Below are 19,812 nucleotides of genomic sequence, written 5' to 3'. Positions count from 1 at the left end.
TGCCTGATAGAACGCACGGAGAGGACGGGCCGCGATGCGATTTCTGCACACCGCCGACTGGCAGCTCGGCATGACCCGTCACTTCCTCAACGGTGAGGCGCAGCCCCGGTATTCGGCCGCGCGCCGGGATGCAGTCGCGGGCTTGGGTGAGCTGGCCCGTCGGACCGACGCGGAGTTCGTGGTGGTGGCCGGTGACGTCTTCGAGCACAACCAGTTGGCGCCGCGCGAGGTCAGCCAATCGCTTGAGGCGATGCGGTCCATCGGGGTCCCGGTCTACCTCCTGCCCGGCAATCACGACCCACTCGATGCGTCGTCGGTCTACACCAGTGCGCTGTTCCTTGCCGAATGCCCGGACAATGTCGTCGTCCTCGATCGGGCCGGCGTCCACGATGTCCGGCCCGGCCTGCAGATCGTCGCCGCGCCGTGGCGCTCCAAGTCGCCGACCACCGACCTGGTCGCCGACGTCCTGGCCGACCTGCCCGCCGATGGGGTCACGCGCGTGCTGGTCGGCCACGGCGGCGTCGACATATTCGACCCCGACAAGGACAAGCCGTCGTTGATCCGGCTTGAGCCGGTGGAAGCCGCCCTGGCACGTGGCGCGGTGCACTATGTGGCCTTGGGAGACAAGCACTCTCGCATGAAGGTCGGCAGCAGTGGCCGGGTCTGGTACTCCGGTTCACCCGAGGTGACCAACTACGACGACATCGAGTCCGATCCAGGCCATGTGCTCGTCGTCGACATCGATGAATCGGATCCGCGTCGTGAGGTCCGCGTCAGCTCCGAACGGGTCGGTCGCTGGCGGTTCGTGACGCTGCGCCGCTCGGTCGACACCGACCGCGACGTGGCCGATCTCGACATCAATCTCGACCTGCTGGACGACAAGGAACGCACGGTGGTGCGGCTCGCGCTGACGGGTTCGCTGACCGTCACCGACAAAGCCGCCTTGGACGCATGCCTCGACAAGTACGCCCGGTTGTTCGCGGCGCTCACCATGTGGGAACGCCACACCGAGATCGCCGTCCTGCCTGCTGACGGCGAGTTCGATGATCTCGGTATCGGCGGGTTCGCCGCGGCGGCGGTGGATGAGCTGGTGGCCACGGCGCGTTCGGACGCCGACAGCGCCGAGGACGCGCGCGCGGCCCTTGGCTTGTTGTTGCGGTTGGTGGAAAGGGGTAGTGCGGCATGAAATTGCACCGGCTCGTTCTGACCAACTACCGCGGTGTCACGCACCGTGAGATCGAGTTTCCCGATCACGGCGTGGTGGTGGTCAGCGGTGCCAACGAGATCGGTAAGTCGTCGATGATCGAGGCGCTCGACCTGTTACTCGAGGCGAAGGACCGCTCGACCAAGAAGGACGTCAAGCAGGTCAAGCCGACGCATGCCGATGTCGGTGCCGAGGTGACCGCGGAAATCTCCACGGGGCCTTACCGTTTCGTGTACCGGAAACGGTTCCACAAGCGCGCCGAGACGCAGCTCACGGTGCTGGCTCCGGCGCGTGAACAGCTCAGCGGTGACGAGGCGCACGAGCGCGTGCTGGCGATGCTCGCCGAAACCGTCGACACCGACCTGTGGCAGGCGCAGCGGGTGCTGCAGGCGTCGTCGACGGCACCGGTCGATTTGTCTGGTTCGGATGCGCTGGCCCGCGCGTTGGATGTCGCGGCGGGCGAGGCCGTGACGTTGTCCGGTGACGAACCGCTGCTGGTCGAACGCATCGAGGCCGAGTATGCGCGGTACTTCACCGCGACCGGCAGGCCGACTGGAGAGTGGGCAGCCGCGGTCAAACGACTGCAAGCGGCCGATGCCGAGGTGGCGCGCTGCGCGGCCGCGGTGGCCGAGGTCGACGACGCGGTGCGCCGGCATCAGGAACTGAGCATCGAGGTCGCCGGCTTGGCGAAGGAGCGCGAGCAGGCGGTGGTGCGGTTGACGGCCGCGCGCACGGCAGCCGACGCTGTCGCCGCGATGGTCCAGCGCCTCAAAGAGGCCAAGGTCGTCGCGGACGCAGCCCAGGTGGCCCACACCGCCTCGGTGGCCGCGCTGACCGAGCGGCGGCGGTTACGCGCTGACATCGATGAGCGCACGGCGGCGATCACCGCATTGGAGGCCGAACTCGTCACGGCCGGCTCCGACGCCGAGACCGCGTATGAGGTTCACGAGGCAGCCGAAACCGCGGTTGAGGAGGCGCAGGCCGCGGTGCACGCCCATGCGGACCGGGTGGATGCGGCTCGCGCGGCCGTGCAACGGCTTTCCGACCGCGATGAGGCCGATCGGCTTGCGGCCCGCCTGGCCAAAATCGACGCCGCGGCAAGCGATTTCGCCCGGGTCGAGAACGAACTCGCTCACATCGTGATCGACGACGCGGCGATGCGGACCATCGAGGCGGCCGCCGCCGCGGTCGATCGGGCGGCCGGTCAGGCCGAACTCGCCTCGGCGCACATCGAACTCGTCGCCGAGGCCGATCTCGATGTCCGGGTGGGCGACGCCGACGTGGCCCTGCAGGCCGGGGTGGCGTGGTCGGTGGCCACCACGGCCCACACCGAGGTCGATGTGCCGGGCGTGCTGACCGTACGGGTGCGGCCCGGCACACCGGCAGCCGAGACCCGGGCCAAGCTCGACAAGGCCCAGGATGTACTCGCCGCCGCGCTGGCAGCTGTTGGCGCCGAAAGTGCGGCGGGCGCCCGCGAACTCGACGTGCGACGGCGGGAGCTGATCGGCAGCCGGGACCGGTTGCGTGCCACGCTGGACGCGTTGACGGGCGATGACGAGGTCGCTTCCCTGCGGTCACGGCTGGCCGTGTTGCGTGCGGATCAGCCCGCTGAGGCCGCGTTGTTCGAAGTGGACGGCCCGGCCGACATCGCCTCGGCGCGAACAGAACTCGATGCCGCCGTGGCGGCGCACCGCCAAGCCGTCACAGACTGCGAGACCAGCCGCAAGGTTGTCACCGCCGCAGCCCGGCGATTGACCGAGAAGAACACTCGGCTCAGTGTGCTGCGCGAGAAGCTGACCGCGGCGCAGGCCGAGTTGACGGTTTGCACTGGCCGCCTTGACGTGCAGCGAGCGACGACCTCCGACGATGACCTGGCCCTCAAGGCTCAGGCCGACGACGAGCACGCCAAAGCTGCCGCGGGCCGGGTTGCCGAGCTGCGCGACGAATTGTCGCGCACGGCACCGGATGCGGTGACCGCTGAGCTCGATGACGCCACGCGCAGCGTCGAGGTGCTGAAGATTCGCCACGAGGCGGCGGTCGAGGGGCTGCGGGACGTCACGGCACAATTGAAGGTGTACGGCACCCAGGGACGCAAGGGGCTTCTCGACGCTGCCGAAACCGAACGCGAGCACGCGAAGTCCGAGTATCTGCAGGCGCATCGCCGGGCCCGCGCGGCTGAGCTGTTGCGGTCGGTGATGGCGCGGCACCGCGATGCCACCCGCCAGCGCTATGCCGATCCGTTTCGCCTCGAGGTGCAACGTCTGGGCCGCCTGGTGTTCGGCGAGGACTTCGAGGTCGACGTCGACAGCGATCTGCGGATCTGCACGCGCACGGTGTCCGGGCGCACCGTGCCCTATGAGTCACTGTCGGGCGGCGCCAAAGAACAGCTGGCGATCGTTGCCCGCCTGGCCGGTGCGTCGCTGGTCGCCAAGGAGGACAGCGTGCCCGTCATCATCGACGACGCGCTCGGTTTCACCGATGCGGACCGGCTGACCAAGATGGGCGCGGTGTTCGACGCGGTGGGTGGTGACGGCCAGGTGATCGTGTTGACCTGCAGCCCTGAGCGTTACGCGAGTGTCGGCGGTGCCCACCACATCGAGCTGATCGCCTAGGCCTCTTGCCGGAGCGGGGCACGCGATGTTTTGTAGTGCCTGCCGCGGGTACTCCACCGAAGTCCTTTGACAGACGTTGGAGGCTGCCATGGAAAGCCGCGCAAAAATCCTCGGCCACGCCATTCATCCCATGTTGATTCCGTTCCCGCTGGGCCTGTTGGCGACGGCGGTGGTGTTCGACATCATCTATCTGATCACCGACCGGCCGGCGTTCAGCGTGGCCGCTGCATTTGCCATCGCGGCCGGGATCATCGGTGGTGCGCTGGCCGCGCCGTTCGGTTGGGTCGACTGGTTCAAGATCCCGTCCGACACCCGGGCCAAGCGCGTCGGGTTGGTCCACGGCCTGGGCAACGGTCTGGTGCTCGTGCTCTTCGCGGTCGGCTGGCTGCTGCGCGCCAGCGCCGAGGGATGGGAGCCGAACAACTGGGCCTTGGCGTGCGGATTCGTCGCAGTGGTGCTCGCCGTGGGCACCGCCTGGCTCGGTGGTGAGCTCGTCGAGCGGCTGGGCATCGGCGTGGACGAGGGTGCGAACACCGATGCACCCAGCTCATTGAGTCACAAGCACGTCACCAGCTAGGGGTTGGGCTGCTGAGAGGCCCGTCAAGCCCAGGTGATCGCGAAGGGTGTCACCGGTGTACTCGGTGCGGAACAGGCCCCGCCGCTGCAGCTCGGGCACCACGTAGTCGACGAAATCGTTGAAGGTGCCCGGGGTTTGGGCCGCGGACACCATGAACCCGTCGGCCTCGCCCGCCCGGAATGACTCCTCGATCTGGTCGGCCACCTGCTCAGCGGTACCGACGAACTGGGGTAGCAGTACGCCTTGGGCATACCACTTTCCGACGTCACGCAAAGTCAGGTTGTCACGGTTGGCCACCCGGCGGGCGGTGTCGAACAGCCCCTGCGTACCCGTCACCTTGACGTCCTCGACCGGTGCATCGAGATCGTATCGGGAGAAGTCGTGGTCGGTGTGCACGCTCAGGGTGATCAGCCCAGAGATCGGATCCGCCAGTTTGTTGTGGAACGCCTGTTTCTCGCGGGCGATCGACTCGGTCTCACCGATGAAGGGGATGAACGCCGGGAAGATCAGCACGCCGTCCGGATTGCGGCCGAAGTTCGTTGCGCGGGATTTGATGTCGTCGTAATAGGCCCGCCGGCCCTCCGGTGTCGGGTCGATCTCGAATATCGCCTCGGCCCAACGGGCCGCGAAGTCGCGGCCGGTGCTCGACGACCCGGCCTGGATGAGGACCGGCCTGCCCTGCGGCGAATGCGGCACGTTGAGCGGGCCCCGGGTACGGAAATACTGACCGTCGTGGTCAACCTGCCGTACCCGTGACGGGTCGGCGAACACCCCGTCGGCCTTGTCGAGAACCAACGCGTCGGGGTCCCAGCTGGACCACAGCTCCAACGCGGTGCGGACGAATTCTTCGGCCCGCTCGTAGCGGAACTCGTGGTCGAGGTGCTCATCGTGCCCGAAGTTCTGCGCCTCGCCCTGCGTCAGCGAGGTCACGATGTTCCACGCCACCCGGCCTCGCGTGATGTGGTCGAGGCTCGCGAAGATGCGGGCCAGCTCATACGGGTGAAAATAGGTGGCGGACTTGGTGATCGCCACACCGAGCTTTGACGTCACGGCGCCGATGCTGGCCGCGACGATCGACGGGTCGAGCGTCGCGGTGGCCTGGGTGCCGCGGCGCAGCGGTTCGCTGATGTCATCACCGAACCGGACCGGAGCGGCCAGCAGATCTGCGAAGAATACGAAGTCGAATTTCCCGCGTTCGAGGATCCGCCCGATGCGGTGGTAGTACTCGGGCGTGGTGAACGCGGTGTCACTGCCCGGATGGCGCCACGCGGCATGGCTGTGAGTGACCTGCGAGGCGATCTGGAACCCGCCGAGGTGCAGTTGCCGTGTCAAAGTCGTTCCCTTTCTTGTGATTTGTGCACCTCCAGCGGCGCTGACCGCCGCCGGAGGTGCACAAATCGCTGGGTTGTGATCAGAAGTAGGCGTTGGCGGGTACGGGTGTGCCGTGCAGCAGGTTCTGCCCGATCACGCGGGCCTTGTAGGCAACGGGGTTGTGCAGGGTGATGGTGCGGATGTTGCGCCAATGGCGGTCGAGGTTGCGCTGCCGGCTGGCCGCGCTGGCGCCGCCGAGTTCGAGTAGCCGCGTGGCGGCCTCTGGTGCGACGTCGTCGAGGTGGACCTTGACCTTGGCCACCTTGAGTTGCGCTTCCGCCGCGAGCTGAGCGTCGGGCACGCCGTTGACCGCCGAGTCCGTCGCCGCACCGATCGCCGCGGCCGCGTCGAGCACGGCCGCGCGGGCCACATAGGCAGTGCTGGCCAGCACGCCGAGCTGGCGTTGCAGCAGCGGATCCTCGGTGGGCTTCTCGGCAATTGCGTGGTTGAAGTTGCGGTCCCGTGAGCGCAGCAGGGCCACGCCGTCGTCGACGACATTGGCCAGGATGCCCGCGACCACGGCATGGATGAACAGCTGCAGCGACGCGTACTGGACGGTCGGTGTCGGCTCGGCGTCGTAGGGCGTGTCCACCAGCACCTCGTCGGCCGCGACCGCGACGTCGGTGAACGTCGTGGTGCCGGTTCCGGTCCGGCGTTGCCCGAAGCCATCCCAGTCGTCGACGAGCCGTACGCCGTCGCGGTCGGTCGGCACGATGACGCTGGCCACCGAGTCGTGGTCGGTGGTCGCTGCCACGGTCAGATAGTCCGAGAACAGGGTTCCGGTGCTGTAGTACTTCTCGCCCGTGAGCCGGAAGCCTCCCGTGGAATCGGGCAGCAAGCGGGTGTTGAACACAAGGCTGCCGACGGCCAAGGTGCCCTTCTCGCTGAAGGCATTGCCGAAGATCTTGCCTTCGGAAACTTTGCGCAGCCAGTGGGCCGAGATCGCGTCATCGGCGGTGCGCAGGCGCTCTTCGGTGAACCAGAAGTGGGTCCGGAAGATATGGGCGACGATGGGGTCGGCCTTGGCAACGTCGATCACGGCGGAGAACAGCTGTGGCACGGTAAATCCAGCGCCGCCAAGGGATTCCGGCAGACGCAGGGCACCGAAACCGGCCCGCTTGAGCGCATTGACCTGGTCGAAGGGATTCTCGTCGTTGAGGTCTCGGTCCTTTGCTCCCGCGGCGATCTTGGCGAGCAGTTCTGACCACTCCGGGGTGCCGGGCAGGATTCGGGTCACGTTCTCAACGGTCGTCATAGCAACGTTGTATCGACCCCGGGTACGCCGAGCACTGCTTTGGATCAGCTCGAACGAAAGGCACTCGCCCGAGGTTGCCCCGCGCGGGCAGAATGGAGCGCGATGACGATGAACGCCAAGCGCAGGCGAAAGCACGACAAACTCGCCGCGCTACCGGGGGTGCGGGCGGTACGCCGACCGGTTTCGCCGGGATCCGACGAGCAGTTCGACCTGTACTACGTCCGCACCGGCCGCAAGTCCGCGCGCCCGGTGGTCATCATTCCCGGTGGTCCCGGCGTCGCGTCCATTCAGCAGTACCGGGGGCTGCGGCGCCGCGCCGCGACCGCCGGGTTCGACGTGATCATGGTCGAGCACCGCGGGATCGGGATGTCGCGGCACACCGATTCCGGGGCCGACCTGCCGCCCGCGGCCATCACGGTCGACCAGGTCGTCGATGACGTCGCCGCGGTGCTCGAGGATGCCGGGGTGCGGACGGCGGTTGTCTACGGCACCTCGTATGGCACCTACATCGCCGCCGGCTTCGGCGTGCGTCATCGTGAGCGGGTTTCGGCGATGGTGCTGGACTCACCGTTGCTGTCCACCGACGACATCGAGGAGATGCGCACTGCCATCCGCGATCTGCTGTGGGACGGATGTGATCCACAGACCGCGAGGATGGCGCCCAAGGTTCGCCGACTTGTTGCCGATGGCGTGTTCAAGTCCTCGGGTGGTCAGCTCGCTGGACTGTTGTACGGCTACGGCGGTGCGCGGCTGCTCGACCGCCAGCTCGATCTGCTGCTGCGTGGGCACACACTGGTGTGGTCGGCGCTGCGCCGGTTGGGCCGGTTGTCGACGCGGAAAGCCCCGTACCGCAACGAGGCTGATCTCGTCGGACGGATCGCGTTCCGCGAGTTGAACTATGCCGGTGTTCCGGACGGCCTGCCGCTCGACCCCGCGATCGAACTCGGTGAGATGGCAAGCGGCACAAAGTTCTACGAACCGTTCGACACCGAGCCCTACGATCTGGTGGCCGAAATGCCGAGGTTCGACTGGCCAACGGTGATCGTGTCCGGCGGCCGCGACCTCACGACCCCGCCCGCGGTCGCAGAACGGATCACGTCGCTGATCCCCGGCGCCGTGCTGGTGCGCTTGCCGTCCGCCGCGCACAGCATCCTCGATACACGCGAACGTGCGGCCTTCGCAGTCATGCGCGCGGTGTACGACGATGCCGTCGAACAGCTTCCGGCCACGGCCCCCGAATTGGATGCTCTCCCGAGCCGCACCCCCGTGCGGCTGCTCGTGTCCGCGATCTCGGCGGCGACCACGCTCGAATCGATGCTGCCCGTCCGGCGGGCCGCTACTTCATGAACCCGATCTTGGTGTAATCGAGGTCGCCGATGCCGGCCGGCCCGTAGTTGGCCAGGTTGCTGCGCACCGCGAGGTTGCCCGGCGACTGGAACAGCGGGAGGCTGAAACCCTCGGCCCAGATCAGCTTGTCCAGCTCGTTGGCCAGCGTTCGGGCTCTCGCCGCATCGAGTTCGTTGAATGTCTCCTCGACCTTGGCGTCGATCTCCGGGCTGCTGATCTTGCCGAAGTTGCTCTCCGCGTCCGTGGTGTAGATCTGGTTGAGGCAGCACAGGGAGAACGCGTCGCCGACCCAGGAGAACTGGGCGATGTCGAAGTTCCCGGGAATGATCCAGTCGGTGAAAAACCCCGCGCCCGGCTTGGCCTCGATCTCGAGCTTGACGCCGATCTGGGCGAGTCCGTTCTGAGCGACCTGGGCGATCTGGCGGGTGCTCAGCGAGTCGTAGAGCACATCGCGGATCACGAGCTGCTTGCCGTCCTTCTCCCGGAACTGGCCGTTGAGTTTCCAGCCGAGCGCGTCGAGTTCGGCTTTGGCCTTCTCCGGATCGAACGCCACAACCTCGCTGTTGTCCTGATAGCCCTCTTGTCCGGCGACGAAGATGTGGTTGTTGAGCGTCGTCGGAGTGTCGACCAGCCCGCGCTGGCTGATATTGGCGATGGCCTGGCGGTCGATACCCTTGGCGACCGCGAGCCGCAGTGCCTTGTCCGCCAGGATCGACCCGGGCGCGCCGTTGAAGGTGAAGTGGTACCAGCTGGGTGACGGGGCACGTCTGATCGAGATGCCCGGGGTGTTGCGGGCGATGGTCAACTCATCGAGGGAGGCCACGCCCGTCGCGTCAAGTGCGTTGTTCTGCAGTGCGGGGACTCTGGCCGCGTCGTCGAGCACCGAGTACGTGATGCTGTCCAACAGCGGCGGGTTGCCCCACCACTTGGGATTGCGTGTCAACGTGATTCGCTGTGCGCCCCGGTCGAGATTGGACACCATGAAGGGGCCGGCCGACGGGCCGGGGCCGTTCAGCTGACCCTTGTTGAACACCTCGGGGTTGGCGGTGCTGCTCTTGGGCAACAGCATGGCATTGCCCGCGAACATGCCTCTCCACTCCGAGTACGGCTGGGCGAACGTCATGATCGCCTGCCGGTCGTCCACTCCGCGGGTGACCGACGCGACCCGATCGGCGCCGTTGGGCACCGCGATGGTGAATGCCTTGTCTTTTCCGCTCGTGGCGTGGATCTGCGAGGCGATGTCCTCCCACGTGATTGGGGTGCCGTCCGTCCACACCGCCTTGGGATTGATCGTGTACGTGACGATCTGCGGGTTGGTGCTGGTCAACTCGATGCTGGTGAAGTAGTCGTTGTTGACCGTCGTCGAGCCGTCCGGGCCGACGCGGAAGGCACGGGGGAGCGTCACGCGCATGAGCGCCCCGAGAGTGCCTTCGTTGCCGTCGATGTGCAGGGTGTTGAAGTTGGGCGGAAAGGCGGGAAGTGCCAGGCGCAGGTTGCCACCCTCCCGCAGGTTTGCCGTGTCCTGCGGATTGATGTCGTTCGTCGCTCCCACCGCGGCCTCGCCACCGGCGGACGGGACCTCCTCACCACCGCCCGAACACGCGGTCAGGGTGAAGGCGCTGACGAGGGCCGCCACGGCGAAGCGACGGAGTTTGATCCCGTTCATTCCGCCGATGCTAGAGGCAACCGCGGTCACCGTGCGGCATTACCCGGACGTGGAGTCGCCGTCGACGGGCGCCGGTTGTGGCACCGCGGCCAACAGCCGCCGGGTGTACTCGTGCCGGGGGTTGACGAAAACGCTGTCGCCCGAACCGTGCTCGACGATCGCGCCCTTGTACATGACGGCGACGTCGTGCGCGAGATGCTTGACCACGGACAGATCGTGCGAGACGAACAGGTAGGACAGCCCGAACTTGTCCTGCAGATCGAGTAGCAGGTTGATGATGCCGGCTTGGATTGAGACGTCGAGCGCCGACACCGGTTCGTCGAGGGCGATGATCTTGGGTTGGGTGGCCAGCGCGCGGGCGATGCCGATGCGCTGCTTCTGGCCCCCGGAGAACTCGGCTGGATAGCGGCTGGCGTCGGTCGTGCGCAGGCCGACCACGTCCAACAGCTCGGCCACCCGGTCACGGATCTGCGTCTTACCGAAACCGTTGGCAGCCAATGGCTCTGCCAGTACATCGAAAACGGGGAGCCGAGGATCCAGGGATGCCACCGGATCCTGGAACACCACCTGCATGTCGGTGCGCAGCTTCTTTCGGGACTGCCGGTCCAGTTGGGCGACATCGACGCCGAGCACTTCGATGGAACCCGACTGCGGCGCGGTCAGGTTCAGGATCTGGTGCAGCGTCGTGGATTTGCCCGAACCGGATTCGCCGACGATGCCCAGCGTGCGGCCCTGGCGCAGCTCGAAGCTGATGTTGTCGACGGCCTTGACCTCGCCGACCTGACGGCGGAACACCACGCCCTTGGTCAGCTTGTAAGTCTTGACCAGGTCACGCACGCGGAGGATCACCGGGGTTCCCGCGGCCTGCGGGCTGCCATCGGCCTGCGCCGCGGGCACCCGGTAGATCTCGGCAGCGGTGTGCCTGGCTACTTCGTCGGTGCGGATGCACGCGGCATGGTGGTTCGGCGAAACTTCGATGAGCGGGGGTTCGCCGGCCTCGCACTCTTCGATCGACAATGGGCAGCGCGGCGCGAAGGGGCAGCCGTGCGGCAGGGCGGTGAGAGCAGGCGGCGAACCCGGTATGGGCACCAGACGGGCACCCTGCGGTGCGTCCAGACGCGGTACCGAGCCGAGAAGTCCTACGGTGTAAGGCATTCGGGCGTGCCGGTACATGTCGGCCACGGTCGCGTCCTCGACTGCCCGTCCCGCATACATCACCAGCGCCCGGTTGGCGAACTCGGCGACCACGCCGAGGTCGTGGGTGATGATCAGCACCCCCGCACCCGTCACGTCCCGCGCGGTCTTGAGCACCTCGAGGATCTGCGCCTGCACCGTGACATCCAGTGCCGTGGTGGGCTCGTCGCAGATCAGCAGATCGGGGTCGTTGGCGATCGCGATGGCGATGACGACGCGCTGGCGTTCGCCGCCCGACAACTCGTGCGGGAACGCGCGGGCGCGCTTCTCGGGCTGCGCGATACCGACGAGCTCGAGCAGTTCCACGGCCCTGACCTGCGCCGCCCGCCTGCCGAGTTCGCGGTTGTGGATCTGGAGTGCCTCGGCGATCTGGTCGCCGACGGTGTAGACGGGGGTCAACGCCGACATCGGGTCCTGGAACACCGTGCCGATGGCCCGGCCCCTGACGTGTGACAGCTCCGCGTCCGATTTCCCCACGAGTTCCTCACCGTGCAGGCGGATCGAGCCGGACACCTCGGCGAACTCGGGGAGGAGACCGACGACGGCCATGGCGCTCGCGGACTTTCCGGCGCCGGATTCGCCGACGAGCGCGACGACTTCTCCAGCGTCGACGTGAAAGTTCACCCCCCGCACGGCATGCACGGCATCGGCGTCGGTGGGAAACGTCACGCGCAGGTCGGAGACCTCGAGCAGCCTGCTCATGAGCGGCGCTTCTTCCGCCGCAACTGGCCGCTGCCCGGGTCGAGCGCGTCACGCAGGCCGTCGCCGACAAGGTTGGCGCACAGGATGATCAGCACCAGCACGCCGGCCGGGAACAGAAAGACCCACGGGAACGTCGTCGCCGACTTCGTACCGTCGGCGATCAACGTTCCCAACGACACGTCGGGTGGCTGGATGCCGAAACCCAAAAAGCTCAAGCCGGTTTCGGCAAGGATCGCCAATCCGACGTTGAGGGCGGTGTCGATGATCAGCAGTGAGGCCACGTTCGGGACGATGTGGCGCACGATGATCCGCCAGTTGCTCACACCCATGTACCTTGCCGCCACTACGAATTCGCGTTCGCGCAGGCTCATCGTCATGCCGCGCACGATCCGTGAGCTGATCATCCAGCTGAACATCGACAGCAGGATGATCAGCCAGAAAACTCGATCGGACTGACTGAGCCGGGGCGTGACGATCGCGATCAGGATGAAGCTGGGCACCACCAGCAACACGTCGACGATCCACATCAGGCTCCGGTCGCGCCAGCCGCCGAAGTACCCGGCGATGGAGCCGACTGTGGCCGCGATGAGGGTCGAGATGAAGGCCACGCAGACGCCGATGAGCATGGATTTCTGCATGCCGCGCAGGATTTGGGCCAGGATGTCCTGACCGAGCGCGTTCGTGCCGAACCAGTGCTGGGGCGAAGGCGGTTGCTGCAGTGCGTAATAGTCGAGGTCGGTATAGCTGTAGGGCAGCAGCGGCGGCAGTGCATAGCAGCTGACGAACATCACGGCGAGCACGACGAGCGACACCACAGCGGGCCTGTTGCGTACGAAGCGGCGCAGGACCAGGGTGCGGCGCGTCGCGAATTCCTCGGTGTGCAGACCCGAGCGGGCCGACGTGGTGGAGGCATCGGTCATGTCAGGGGTCATGTCAGCCCACCCGCACCCGGGGGTCCAGCATCGCGTATATGACGTCGGACAGCAGACCGGCCAGCAGCACGACGGTGCCGGTGAAGACCGTGATGGCGGCGATGATGTTGGTGTCCTGTGTGGAGATGCCCTGGACCACCCACTCGCCCATGCCGTGCCAGCCGAAGATCTTCTCGACGAACACCGAGCCGGTGACCAAACCGGCCACCCCGTAGGCGAACAGCGTTGCCATCGGGATGAGCGCCGTGCGCAGGCCGTGCTTGAACAGCGCCTGGCGGCGGGTCAGTCCTTTCGCACGTGCGGTGCGGATGAAGTCCTGGCTCAGCACGTCGAGCATCGCGTTGCGCTGATAGCGGCTGAAACTGGCGATGGCGCCAAGGGCCAGCGTCAGCGTCGGCAATACCAGGTGCTGCAGCCGGTCGACGAACTGCGCCCAGCCACCCCCTATCGCGTCAGGCGACGTCTCCCCGGTGTATTCGAACAGCCGGAAGCCGAGGATCGAGTTCACGTCCAGTGCGGCCAGGATCAGCAGGTTGGCGATCACGAAGGTCGGAGTGCTCAACACCAGCAACGACGCCACGGTGACCGCGCGGTCCGACAGCCGGTACTGCCGGATCGCGCCCCACGCGCCGACGACGACACCGATCACGGTGCCGGCCACCGAACCGAGCACCAACAGCCGCAGGCTCACGCCGATTCGCCGCCACAGTTCGTCGGCCACCGGCTGCCCGGTCACCGTGGTGCCGAAGTCGCCGCGGATCGCCCCCGACGCCCAGTCGAGATAGCGGACCGGGATCGGTTTGTCGAGGCCGAGCTCGGCGGCCTTCGCGTCGATCGTCGATTGGGGTGGGCGCGGATTGCGCTGCAGCAGGCTGTCGAGCGGGTCGAACGAGAACGCCGTGAGGGTGAACGTGAGAAACGATGCCAGCGCCAGCAGCAGGATGTAGTTGAGCAGCCGACGCGCCAGGAAACGCGTCATGCGGTCCGTCCTGCCATGGGAGACAGGGTAGAGCAGCCGGTTGCCGCCGGCTGTGAACGGCGTGCTGGGCAATTGGCAGCCGACACTCAGTTCGGGCGGAGAAAGCCCGGTTTCACTGATGTCATGAACGTCTTCGAACGCAACAACGTGAAATTGCTCGCGGCAGGCGCGGGCGGTGCGGCCATCGTCGCCCTCGGCGTATTCGGCGCCTCGGCGGGCGGGTCGGCAGCAACGCTGGCGGGCTCCAAGATGAACATGGGCCAGACGAGTGTCGAGTCCACCCCGCCGACGGCGCCGATGATCTCGATGGCAGTGCCGAAGATCAAGGGCCCGGCGCCGTTGCCGTCCGAGGAAAAGGCCGCCGAGTAACGGTTTCAGCTCCGGCCGTTTCGGCTACCCGGTCAGCAGACCAGGGCGAAAAGCCGAAATCGAACTGCCGGAGGTGAATCACAGGTGAATTCAGCAAAGAATCGTCGGAAACTGAAAGTTGCATCGGCTGGTATTGGGGCCGCGGCCGGGTTAGCGATGGCGGTCGTGGGCGTCGGTCTGAGCGGAGGCTTGGCCGGTGCGCAGAACGAAGTCGAACCCCCAGCGCTCACCACGGGTGAGACCGTCACCGAGACAGTGCCGCCGACCTCGCCGGAGACGTCAGTGGCCACCCCCTCGGTCAGCGCCACCACGCCCTCTGGGTTTGCTGAACCGCACTGATCATGTCGAGTGCGCGATCTCTCGGGCTGGACAGCCCGCGCTCGGCCTGCTTATGGTGGCGCCCGAGCGCCCGGGGGGATACCGCGCTCATCGTGAAACTGTTCGACGGGCCATCCCGCTGAACGGGGGGCCCTGACCGGAATCCGAAATGGGTGGTCAGAGTGACTGGAGAACAACGCAAAAAGCAATATCGGCTTGTGCTGGCTGGTGCCGGCGCAGCCGCCGTGGTGGCCATGGGCGCGTTCGGTGCGCTGTTTGGCCAAGCGTCGGGACTCGGTGCCGAGCCCGGCGGTGAGATCGGCGAAACCATAACGGAGACAACGGCTCCCACGGAGCTCGAGACGTCCGTCGCCACACCTCCCGTCGAGGTCGAGTTGCCTGACGGCTACGGGATGGGCTAGCCCGTTCCGAGGGGTTGGCCGATGCTCGTCACGGTGGCCGTCGTACCGGTGCGCGTGGCTCTGACCAAGACCCGGTCGGCCACCGCGAACGGCGGTGCGGCGGCCGCCGGCAACACATAGGTCTGGCTGAAACCATCGCCGCTGCGGACTGTGATGGATGCAGTCGACAGCGCGGTGATGGTGCCGGTCTGGGTGAGCGTGGTCGTGTAACCGCCGCTTCCGTCGGCGAGCACGGCCTCGCTGTGTATCGTTGCTGGATCGGTGTCGTCGCGTCCCGCAGCCGCCATCGGCGGTGGGCCGCCGTGCCCGGGCGGGCCGCCGTGCCCACCCATCGCGGGGTCGTCGGTGGCGGCATAGATCGCCGCCCCACCGAGTCCGGCGATCGCCGCCGCCACACCCACCGCGGCCATGGTTTGTCGGATGCTCATGGGGCCAACGGTGCCGATGTTGGCTGTGAGCTCGCTGTGTATCACGTCAGTCGGCGATATGTCGGCATGGTCTCGCGGATTTTTCACAGCCGGCACATAGAAACGGCACAGGGTAAGCCCATGGGCCGGGCGAATAATCGGGGGCGTGGTAACGACCAACAGCTCCGAGACCGAGTCCGGGCGCGCAGTCATGCGCCGGGCGGACGGAAATCCGATCCGGGTTCTCGTGGTCGACGACGAACCCGTGCTCGCCGAGCTCGTGTCGATGGCGCTGCGCTACGAGGGCTGGGACATCGCCACCGCCGGGGACGGTGCGGGCGCAATCGCCTCGGCTCGGGAAAACCCGCCGGATGTGGTCGTGCTGGACGTCATGTTGCCGGACATGAGCGGCCTGGACGTATTGCACAAACTTCGTGAGCAAATACCCGGCCTGCCGTTGTTGCTGCTGACCGCCAAGGATTCGGTGGAAGACCGCATCGCGGGGCTCACCGCGGGTGGCGATGACTACGTCACCAAGCCGTTCAGCCTCGAGGAAGTAGTCCTGCGCTTGCGTGCCCTGCTGCGACGTACGGGCGTGACGAGCGAGGACGGCGGCGCCAAGATCGTCGTCGGCGATCTCGTGCTCGACGAGGACAGTCACGAGGTGACCCGTGCGGGCGATCCCATCTCGCTGACGGCGACCGAGTTCGAGTTGCTGCGGTTCATGATGCGCAACGCCAAGCGCGTGCTGAGCAAGGCCCAGATCCTCGACCGGGTATGGAGCTACGACTTCGGCGGCCGCTCCAACATCGTCGAGTTGTATGTGTCCTATCTGCGGAAGAAGATCGACAGCGGCCGCGAGCCGATGATCCACACGCTGCGCGGTGCGGGGTATGTCCTTCGACCTCCGCGCTGACGCGCCCGGCGGGGTTGCCGGTGGAACCCGGTGGTGGGCGCCGCGCACCTGGACGTTACGGGCGCGTCTCGTGGTCACCCAAGTCGCCCTCCTGGCCGTGGTGTGCGCCAGCATCGGCGTGGCGACCGAGTTTGCGCTGCAACGCTTCCTGATGCACCAGCTCGACGATCAAGTCCTCGAGGCGGGGCGCCGATCGGCGGCGATATTCGAATTGCCGCCCCCGCCAATGGGTTTCCCGCCGCCCATGGCAGGGTCGGACAGAGGCCCGGCGCGCGTGATAATCGCGCCGGGGCTGGGGCCGCCCGATGGCATGCCGCCCGGACACCACGTACGCGTGCTGTTCGACCCCGAACAAGGCCCAGGGCCAGGCTTTCTCAACGCACCCGGTCAGGCCGCGCGCACCGTGGGCGCGGTGATCGTACCGGGACGCCCGGTCGATGCGGGCGTCATCACCGCGGACGGCGAGCGTGAGGTGGTCAGTGCGGCTGCGGCCGAACAGCTCGCACAGATACCTCCCGACCGCACCCCCGAAACGGTCGATCTCGACGGGCTCGGGCGCTACCGCGTGATCGGATTGCACCCGCGGCACGGCGGCGCGCAGACGATCGTGACCGGACTGCCGACCGCGGTGGTCGACGACACGCTGCTGTGGGTGCTCGGAATGTTCTGCGTGCTGGCCGCGGTCGCGTTGATCGCCGCGACCACCGGCGGAATACTCATCATCCGTCGCCAACTCGCGCCGCTCTCAAGGGTTTCGGCGGCAGCGCGGGACGTCGCCAACCTGGAGCTCGACCGCGGTGAGGTGCGGTTGCCGACGCCCATCGTGCGGGTCGATCCGGCCGTCGCGCACACCGAGGTCGGCCAGCTCGGCACCGCGCTCAACCGGATGCTGGATCGGATCGCCAGCGCACTGTCCGCCCGGCACGCCAGTGAGACGCGGGTACGCCAGTTCGTCGCCGATGCCAGCCATGAGCTGCGCACACCGCTTGCCGCGATCCGTGGCTACACCGAGCTCGCGCAACGGAAGAGCGATGAGTTGCCTGGCGATGTCGCCCATGCGATGAACCGCGTCGAGTCCGAGACTGCGCGCATGACACAGCTGGTCGAGGACATGCTGCTGCTGGCGCGGCTGGATGCCGGGCGTCCGCTGGAACGCGAAACCGTGGACCTGTCCCGCCTCGTCGTGGACACCGTGAGCGACGCGCACGTCGCAGGTCCCGAACACCGGTGGTCGCTTGACCTGCCCGAGGATCCGGTGGTCGTCGACGGTGACGAGGCCAGGCTGCATCAGGTCCTGGCCAATCTGCTGGCCAATGCCCGCACCCACACCCCGGTGGGGACGTCGGTGACGGTCGCGCTGGGCACCGACGACACGGGTGCGGTGACGCTCACCGTCGCCGACGACGGTCCGGGAATTCCGGAGTCGCTGCTGCCGGAGGTGTTCGAGCGGTTCGCCCGAGGAGATTCGTCGCGCTCGCGGCGCGAGGGCAGTACCGGGCTGGGACTGGCGATCGTCGCGGCCGTGGTCAAAGCCCATGCCGGCACGATCGACGTCCGCAGCGCGCCGGGCGCCACCGCGTTCACTGTGCGGCTGCCGGGCAAGCCTCACAGCTGACACACAGTTCGGCCCAATCGGACACCTAGTCACCGCCACGACGATGAGGTGGTGACTCTGGTAGCCGCCCAACCCGTTGTGCGTGTCGACGCGGCTGTTCCCCAACCGGCCAGGCCGATGGCCGAGCGCATCGCACTGGCGGCACTGCTGGCCGGCACGGCGGTGCTGTACCTGTGGAATCTCTCGATCAGCGGGTGGGCGAACGCGTTCTACTCGGCCGCCGCCCAAGCGGGCGCGCAGGACTGGACGGCGATGCTGTTCGGTTCCAGCGACCCGGCCAACGCGATCACCGTCGACAAGACCCCGGCGGCGCTGTGGATCATCGACATCTCGGTGCGGCTGTTCGGGTTGAACCCGTGGAGTGTGCTGGTGCCGCAAGCGCTCATGGGTGTTGCCGCGGTCGCGGTGCTCTACGCCGCGGTGCGCCGGGCCGCCGGGCCGTGGGCCGCGGTGCTTGCCGGCGCAGTGCTGGCGCTGACGCCGGTGGCCGCGCTGATCTTCCGGTTCAACAATCCCGATGCACTGCTGGTGCTGTTGCTTGTCGTCGCCGCCTATTGCGTGCAGCGCGGCATCGAGAAGGACGCCGGTCGTTGGTGGTTCGTCGCCGCGGGCGCCGCCGTGGGGTTCGGCTTCCTCGCCAAGATGCTGCAGGCGTTCCTGGTGCTGCCCGCGTTCGCGACGGCAGCGCTCGTGGCGGGTGACCGGCCACTCGGGAAGCGGATTGTGGACGTCGTCACGGCCGCTGCCGCCCTCGTCGTGAGCGGCGGGTGGTACCTGGTTCTGGTCGAGCTGTGGCCGGCCTCGGCGCGGCCGTACATCGGCGGCTCTCAGCACGACAGCATCGTCGAGTTGGCGTTGGGCTACAACGGTTTCGGTCGGCTCACCGGCGAAGAGACGGGCGGGCTGGGCAATCTCAATTTCGACGTCGGCGCCGGGCGGCTGTTCGGCTCGCAGATGGGCGCCGACATCGCCTGGCTGCTGCCTGCGGCGTTGATCTGTCTGGCGGCCGGGCTGTATCTCACCCGTCGCGCGCCGCGCACCGACCGCGCGCGGGCAGCGCTCATCGTGTGGGCCGGCTGGCTGCTGGTCACCGCGGTGGTGTTCAGCTTTATGAACGGCATCGTGCATCCGTACTACACCGTGGCACTCGCACCGGCGATCGGCGCGGTGATCGGCATCGGCGCGTCGCTGTTGTGGAAGCAGCGCAACGACATTCGCGCCGTCACGGCGATGGCCGGCGCGGTGCTCGTCACCGCGATCCTGGCCGCGGTGCTGCTGGCGCGCCACGACGATCCCTACCCGTGGTTACGCGCGGCGGTGGCGGTCGGCGGTGTGGGCGCCGCCGTGCTGCTCCTGATGGCGGGCCGGTTGAACGAAGGTGCGCAGCGGGCGATCGCCGCGATGGCCGTCGTGGTGTGTCTCGCCGCACCGGCGGCGTACTCGGTGGCCACAGCGGCCAGCCCGCACAGCGGAGCCATCCCATCGGTCGGTCCGTCCCGCGGTGGCGGGTTCGGCGGGTTGTTCGCGGCGCCGGAGCCGGGGGAGATGCTCACGGCGACGTTGGCCGCCGACTCCGACAACTACACCTGGGTGGCCGCCGTGGTGGGATCCAGCAACGCCGCCGGTTACCAATTGTCAACTGGCGCACCGGTTATGGCGGTCGGAGGCTTCAACGGAACCGATCCCGCGCCGACGCTCGACGAGTTCAAGGGCTATGTCGAGTCGCGTCAGATCCACTATTTCATCCGCAGTCGGATGATGATGGGCGGATTCGGCGGGCACACGCCGAGCGGCAGCCGGGAGGCCGCGGAGATCGCGCAGTGGGTCGAGACCCACTTCACCCCGATCACCGTCGAGAACGTCACCATCTACGACCTCACACAGCGTGCGACGAACACATAGCAGGCGCATAGCTTCGCCCCACGC

At 67.3% G+C, this 19,812-nt stretch carries 17 protein-coding genes; 10 read left to right on the top strand and 7 right to left on the bottom strand.

The features are described 5' to 3' along the window. Positions 1-34: 34 nt before the first annotated feature. The 3 genes from ACRCUN_RS16555 (at position 35) to ACRCUN_RS16545 (ending at position 4,393) form a co-directional block, all read left to right on the top strand. Positions 35-1,186 (top strand): metallophosphoesterase family protein, encoded by a 1,152-nt coding sequence (locus tag ACRCUN_RS16555; protein ID WP_462142708.1) that lies wholly within the window; start codon positions 35-37, stop codon positions 1,184-1,186. Further along, positions 1,183-3,816, top strand: a complete 2,634-nt coding sequence (locus ACRCUN_RS16550) for an AAA family ATPase (RefSeq protein ID WP_462142707.1) — start codon at positions 1,183-1,185, stop codon at positions 3,814-3,816. Before ACRCUN_RS16555 ends, ACRCUN_RS16550 begins: the two co-directional genes overlap by 4 nt. An 88-nt stretch (positions 3,817-3,904) precedes the next feature. After that, complete coding sequence (locus ACRCUN_RS16545; RefSeq protein ID WP_462142706.1) at positions 3,905-4,393, top strand: DUF2231 domain-containing protein; 489 nt, start codon at positions 3,905-3,907, stop codon at positions 4,391-4,393. On the opposite strand, the gene ACRCUN_RS16540 is transcribed toward ACRCUN_RS16545, so the two are convergent. Both ACRCUN_RS16540 and ACRCUN_RS16535 read right to left on the bottom strand, forming a co-directional pair. Further along, positions 4,364-5,725, bottom strand: a complete 1,362-nt coding sequence (locus ACRCUN_RS16540; protein WP_462142705.1) for an LLM class flavin-dependent oxidoreductase — start codon at positions 5,723-5,725, stop codon at positions 4,364-4,366. The two genes, ACRCUN_RS16545 and ACRCUN_RS16540, sit on opposite strands and share 30 nt — an antisense overlap. Before the next feature lie 79 nt (positions 5,726-5,804). Then, a complete protein-coding gene (locus tag ACRCUN_RS16535) occupies positions 5,805-7,019 on the bottom strand; it encodes an acyl-CoA dehydrogenase family protein (RefSeq protein WP_462142704.1) in 1,215 nt (404 codons plus the stop codon). Positions 7,020-7,121: 102 nt separating this feature from the next. Between ACRCUN_RS16535 and ACRCUN_RS16530 the strand changes: the two genes are divergently transcribed. Further along, a complete protein-coding gene (locus ACRCUN_RS16530) occupies positions 7,122-8,366 on the top strand; it encodes an alpha/beta fold hydrolase (RefSeq protein ID WP_462142703.1) in 1,245 nt (414 codons plus the stop codon). Here the strand turns inward: ACRCUN_RS16530 and ACRCUN_RS16525 are convergent. Genes ACRCUN_RS16525 through ACRCUN_RS16510 form a run of 4 tightly spaced genes read right to left on the bottom strand, consistent with a single transcriptional unit; the run spans position 8,356 to position 13,839 of the window. Beyond that, complete coding sequence (locus ACRCUN_RS16525) at positions 8,356-10,032, bottom strand: oligopeptide ABC transporter substrate-binding protein OppA (RefSeq protein WP_462142702.1); 1,677 nt, start codon at positions 10,030-10,032, stop codon at positions 8,356-8,358. The genes ACRCUN_RS16530 and ACRCUN_RS16525 overlap by 11 nt on opposite strands. A 39-nt stretch (positions 10,033-10,071) precedes the next feature. Then, positions 10,072-11,928: an oligopeptide ABC transporter ATP-binding protein OppD gene (locus ACRCUN_RS16520; RefSeq protein ID WP_462142701.1), complete on the bottom strand. Its 1,857-nt coding sequence runs from the start codon at positions 11,926-11,928 to the stop codon at positions 10,072-10,074. After that, positions 11,925-12,848, bottom strand: coding sequence for an oligopeptide ABC transporter permease OppC (locus tag ACRCUN_RS16515; protein WP_462142913.1), 924 nt, complete (start codon positions 12,846-12,848; stop codon positions 11,925-11,927). The genes ACRCUN_RS16520 and ACRCUN_RS16515 overlap by 4 nt, the downstream gene beginning before the upstream one ends. Before the next feature lie 13 nt (positions 12,849-12,861). Continuing rightward, on the bottom strand, positions 12,862-13,839 hold the full coding sequence (locus tag ACRCUN_RS16510) for an oligopeptide ABC transporter permease OppB (protein WP_462142700.1): 978 nt from the start codon (positions 13,837-13,839) through the stop codon (positions 12,862-12,864). 123 nt (positions 13,840-13,962) lie between these two features. Between ACRCUN_RS16510 and ACRCUN_RS16505 the strand changes: the two genes are divergently transcribed. The 3 genes from ACRCUN_RS16505 to ACRCUN_RS16495 all read left to right on the top strand — a co-directional run bounded on the left by ACRCUN_RS16505 (position 13,963) and on the right by ACRCUN_RS16495 (position 14,948). Next, entirely contained in the window at positions 13,963-14,208 is a 246-nt protein-coding gene (locus ACRCUN_RS16505; protein WP_462142699.1) for a hypothetical protein, read from the top strand. A 156-nt stretch (positions 14,209-14,364) separates the two neighbouring features. Continuing rightward, a complete protein-coding gene (locus ACRCUN_RS16500) occupies positions 14,365-14,547 on the top strand; it encodes a hypothetical protein (protein WP_462142698.1) in 183 nt (60 codons plus the stop codon). Between the two features lie 161 nt (positions 14,548-14,708). Beyond that, a complete protein-coding gene (locus ACRCUN_RS16495; protein ID WP_131807635.1) occupies positions 14,709-14,948 on the top strand; it encodes a hypothetical protein in 240 nt (79 codons plus the stop codon). On the opposite strand, the gene ACRCUN_RS16490 is transcribed toward ACRCUN_RS16495, so the two are convergent. Continuing rightward, on the bottom strand, positions 14,945-15,376 hold the full coding sequence (locus ACRCUN_RS16490) for a hypothetical protein (protein WP_462142697.1): 432 nt from the start codon (positions 15,374-15,376) through the stop codon (positions 14,945-14,947). The genes ACRCUN_RS16495 and ACRCUN_RS16490 overlap by 4 nt on opposite strands. Positions 15,377-15,566: 190 nt before the next feature. On the opposite strand from ACRCUN_RS16490, the gene ACRCUN_RS16485 reads away from it, so the two are divergent. The 3 genes from ACRCUN_RS16485 to ACRCUN_RS16475 are packed head-to-tail and all read left to right on the top strand — an operon-like array spanning position 15,567 to position 19,788. Continuing rightward, on the top strand, positions 15,567-16,271 hold the full coding sequence (locus ACRCUN_RS16485; RefSeq protein ID WP_462142912.1) for a response regulator transcription factor: 705 nt from the start codon (positions 15,567-15,569) through the stop codon (positions 16,269-16,271). Beyond that, entirely contained in the window at positions 16,249-17,886 is a 1,638-nt protein-coding gene (locus ACRCUN_RS16480; protein WP_462142696.1) for a sensor histidine kinase, read from the top strand. Before ACRCUN_RS16485 ends, ACRCUN_RS16480 begins: the two co-directional genes overlap by 23 nt. Before the next feature lie 51 nt (positions 17,887-17,937). Further along, positions 17,938-19,788 carry a glycosyltransferase family 39 protein gene (locus ACRCUN_RS16475; RefSeq protein ID WP_462142695.1) on the top strand — a complete coding sequence of 617 codons (1,851 nt, stop codon included), beginning with the start codon at positions 17,938-17,940 and terminating at the stop codon, positions 19,786-19,788. Positions 19,789-19,812: the final 24 nt, after the last annotated feature.

The sequence above is a fragment of the Mycobacterium venezuelense genome (assembly GCF_054919535.1).
Note: the sequence above shows the minus strand (reverse complement) of the source record. Positions and strands in the feature narration are given on the sequence as shown.

Excerpts from the sequence above, each read along its gene's own strand:
- ACRCUN_RS16555 (WP_462142708.1), top strand. The coding sequence starts at position 35 with ATGCGATTTCTGCACACCGCCGACTGGCAGCTCGGCATGACCCGTCAC.
- ACRCUN_RS16550 (WP_462142707.1), top strand. The coding sequence starts at position 1,183 with ATGAAATTGCACCGGCTCGTTCTGACCAACTACCGCGGTGTCACGCAC.
- ACRCUN_RS16545 (WP_462142706.1), top strand. The coding sequence starts at position 3,905 with ATGGAAAGCCGCGCAAAAATCCTCGGCCACGCCATTCATCCCATGTTG.
- ACRCUN_RS16535 (WP_462142704.1), bottom strand. The coding sequence starts at position 7,019 with ATGACGACCGTTGAGAACGTGACCCGAATCCTGCCCGGCACCCCGGAG.
- ACRCUN_RS16530 (WP_462142703.1), top strand. The coding sequence starts at position 7,122 with ATGACGATGAACGCCAAGCGCAGGCGAAAGCACGACAAACTCGCCGCG.
- ACRCUN_RS16525 (WP_462142702.1), bottom strand. The coding sequence starts at position 10,032 with ATGAACGGGATCAAACTCCGTCGCTTCGCCGTGGCGGCCCTCGTCAGC.
- ACRCUN_RS16520 (WP_462142701.1), bottom strand. The coding sequence starts at position 11,928 with ATGAGCAGGCTGCTCGAGGTCTCCGACCTGCGCGTGACGTTTCCCACC.
- ACRCUN_RS16515 (WP_462142913.1), bottom strand. The coding sequence starts at position 12,848 with ATGACCGATGCCTCCACCACGTCGGCCCGCTCGGGTCTGCACACCGAG.
- ACRCUN_RS16510 (WP_462142700.1), bottom strand. The coding sequence starts at position 13,839 with ATGACGCGTTTCCTGGCGCGTCGGCTGCTCAACTACATCCTGCTGCTG.
- ACRCUN_RS16505 (WP_462142699.1), top strand. The coding sequence starts at position 13,963 with ATGAACGTCTTCGAACGCAACAACGTGAAATTGCTCGCGGCAGGCGCG.
- ACRCUN_RS16500 (WP_462142698.1), top strand. The coding sequence starts at position 14,365 with ATGGCGGTCGTGGGCGTCGGTCTGAGCGGAGGCTTGGCCGGTGCGCAG.
- ACRCUN_RS16490 (WP_462142697.1), bottom strand. The coding sequence starts at position 15,376 with ATGAGCATCCGACAAACCATGGCCGCGGTGGGTGTGGCGGCGGCGATC.
- ACRCUN_RS16485 (WP_462142912.1), top strand. The coding sequence starts at position 15,567 with ATGCGCCGGGCGGACGGAAATCCGATCCGGGTTCTCGTGGTCGACGAC.
- ACRCUN_RS16480 (WP_462142696.1), top strand. The coding sequence starts at position 16,249 with ATGTCCTTCGACCTCCGCGCTGACGCGCCCGGCGGGGTTGCCGGTGGA.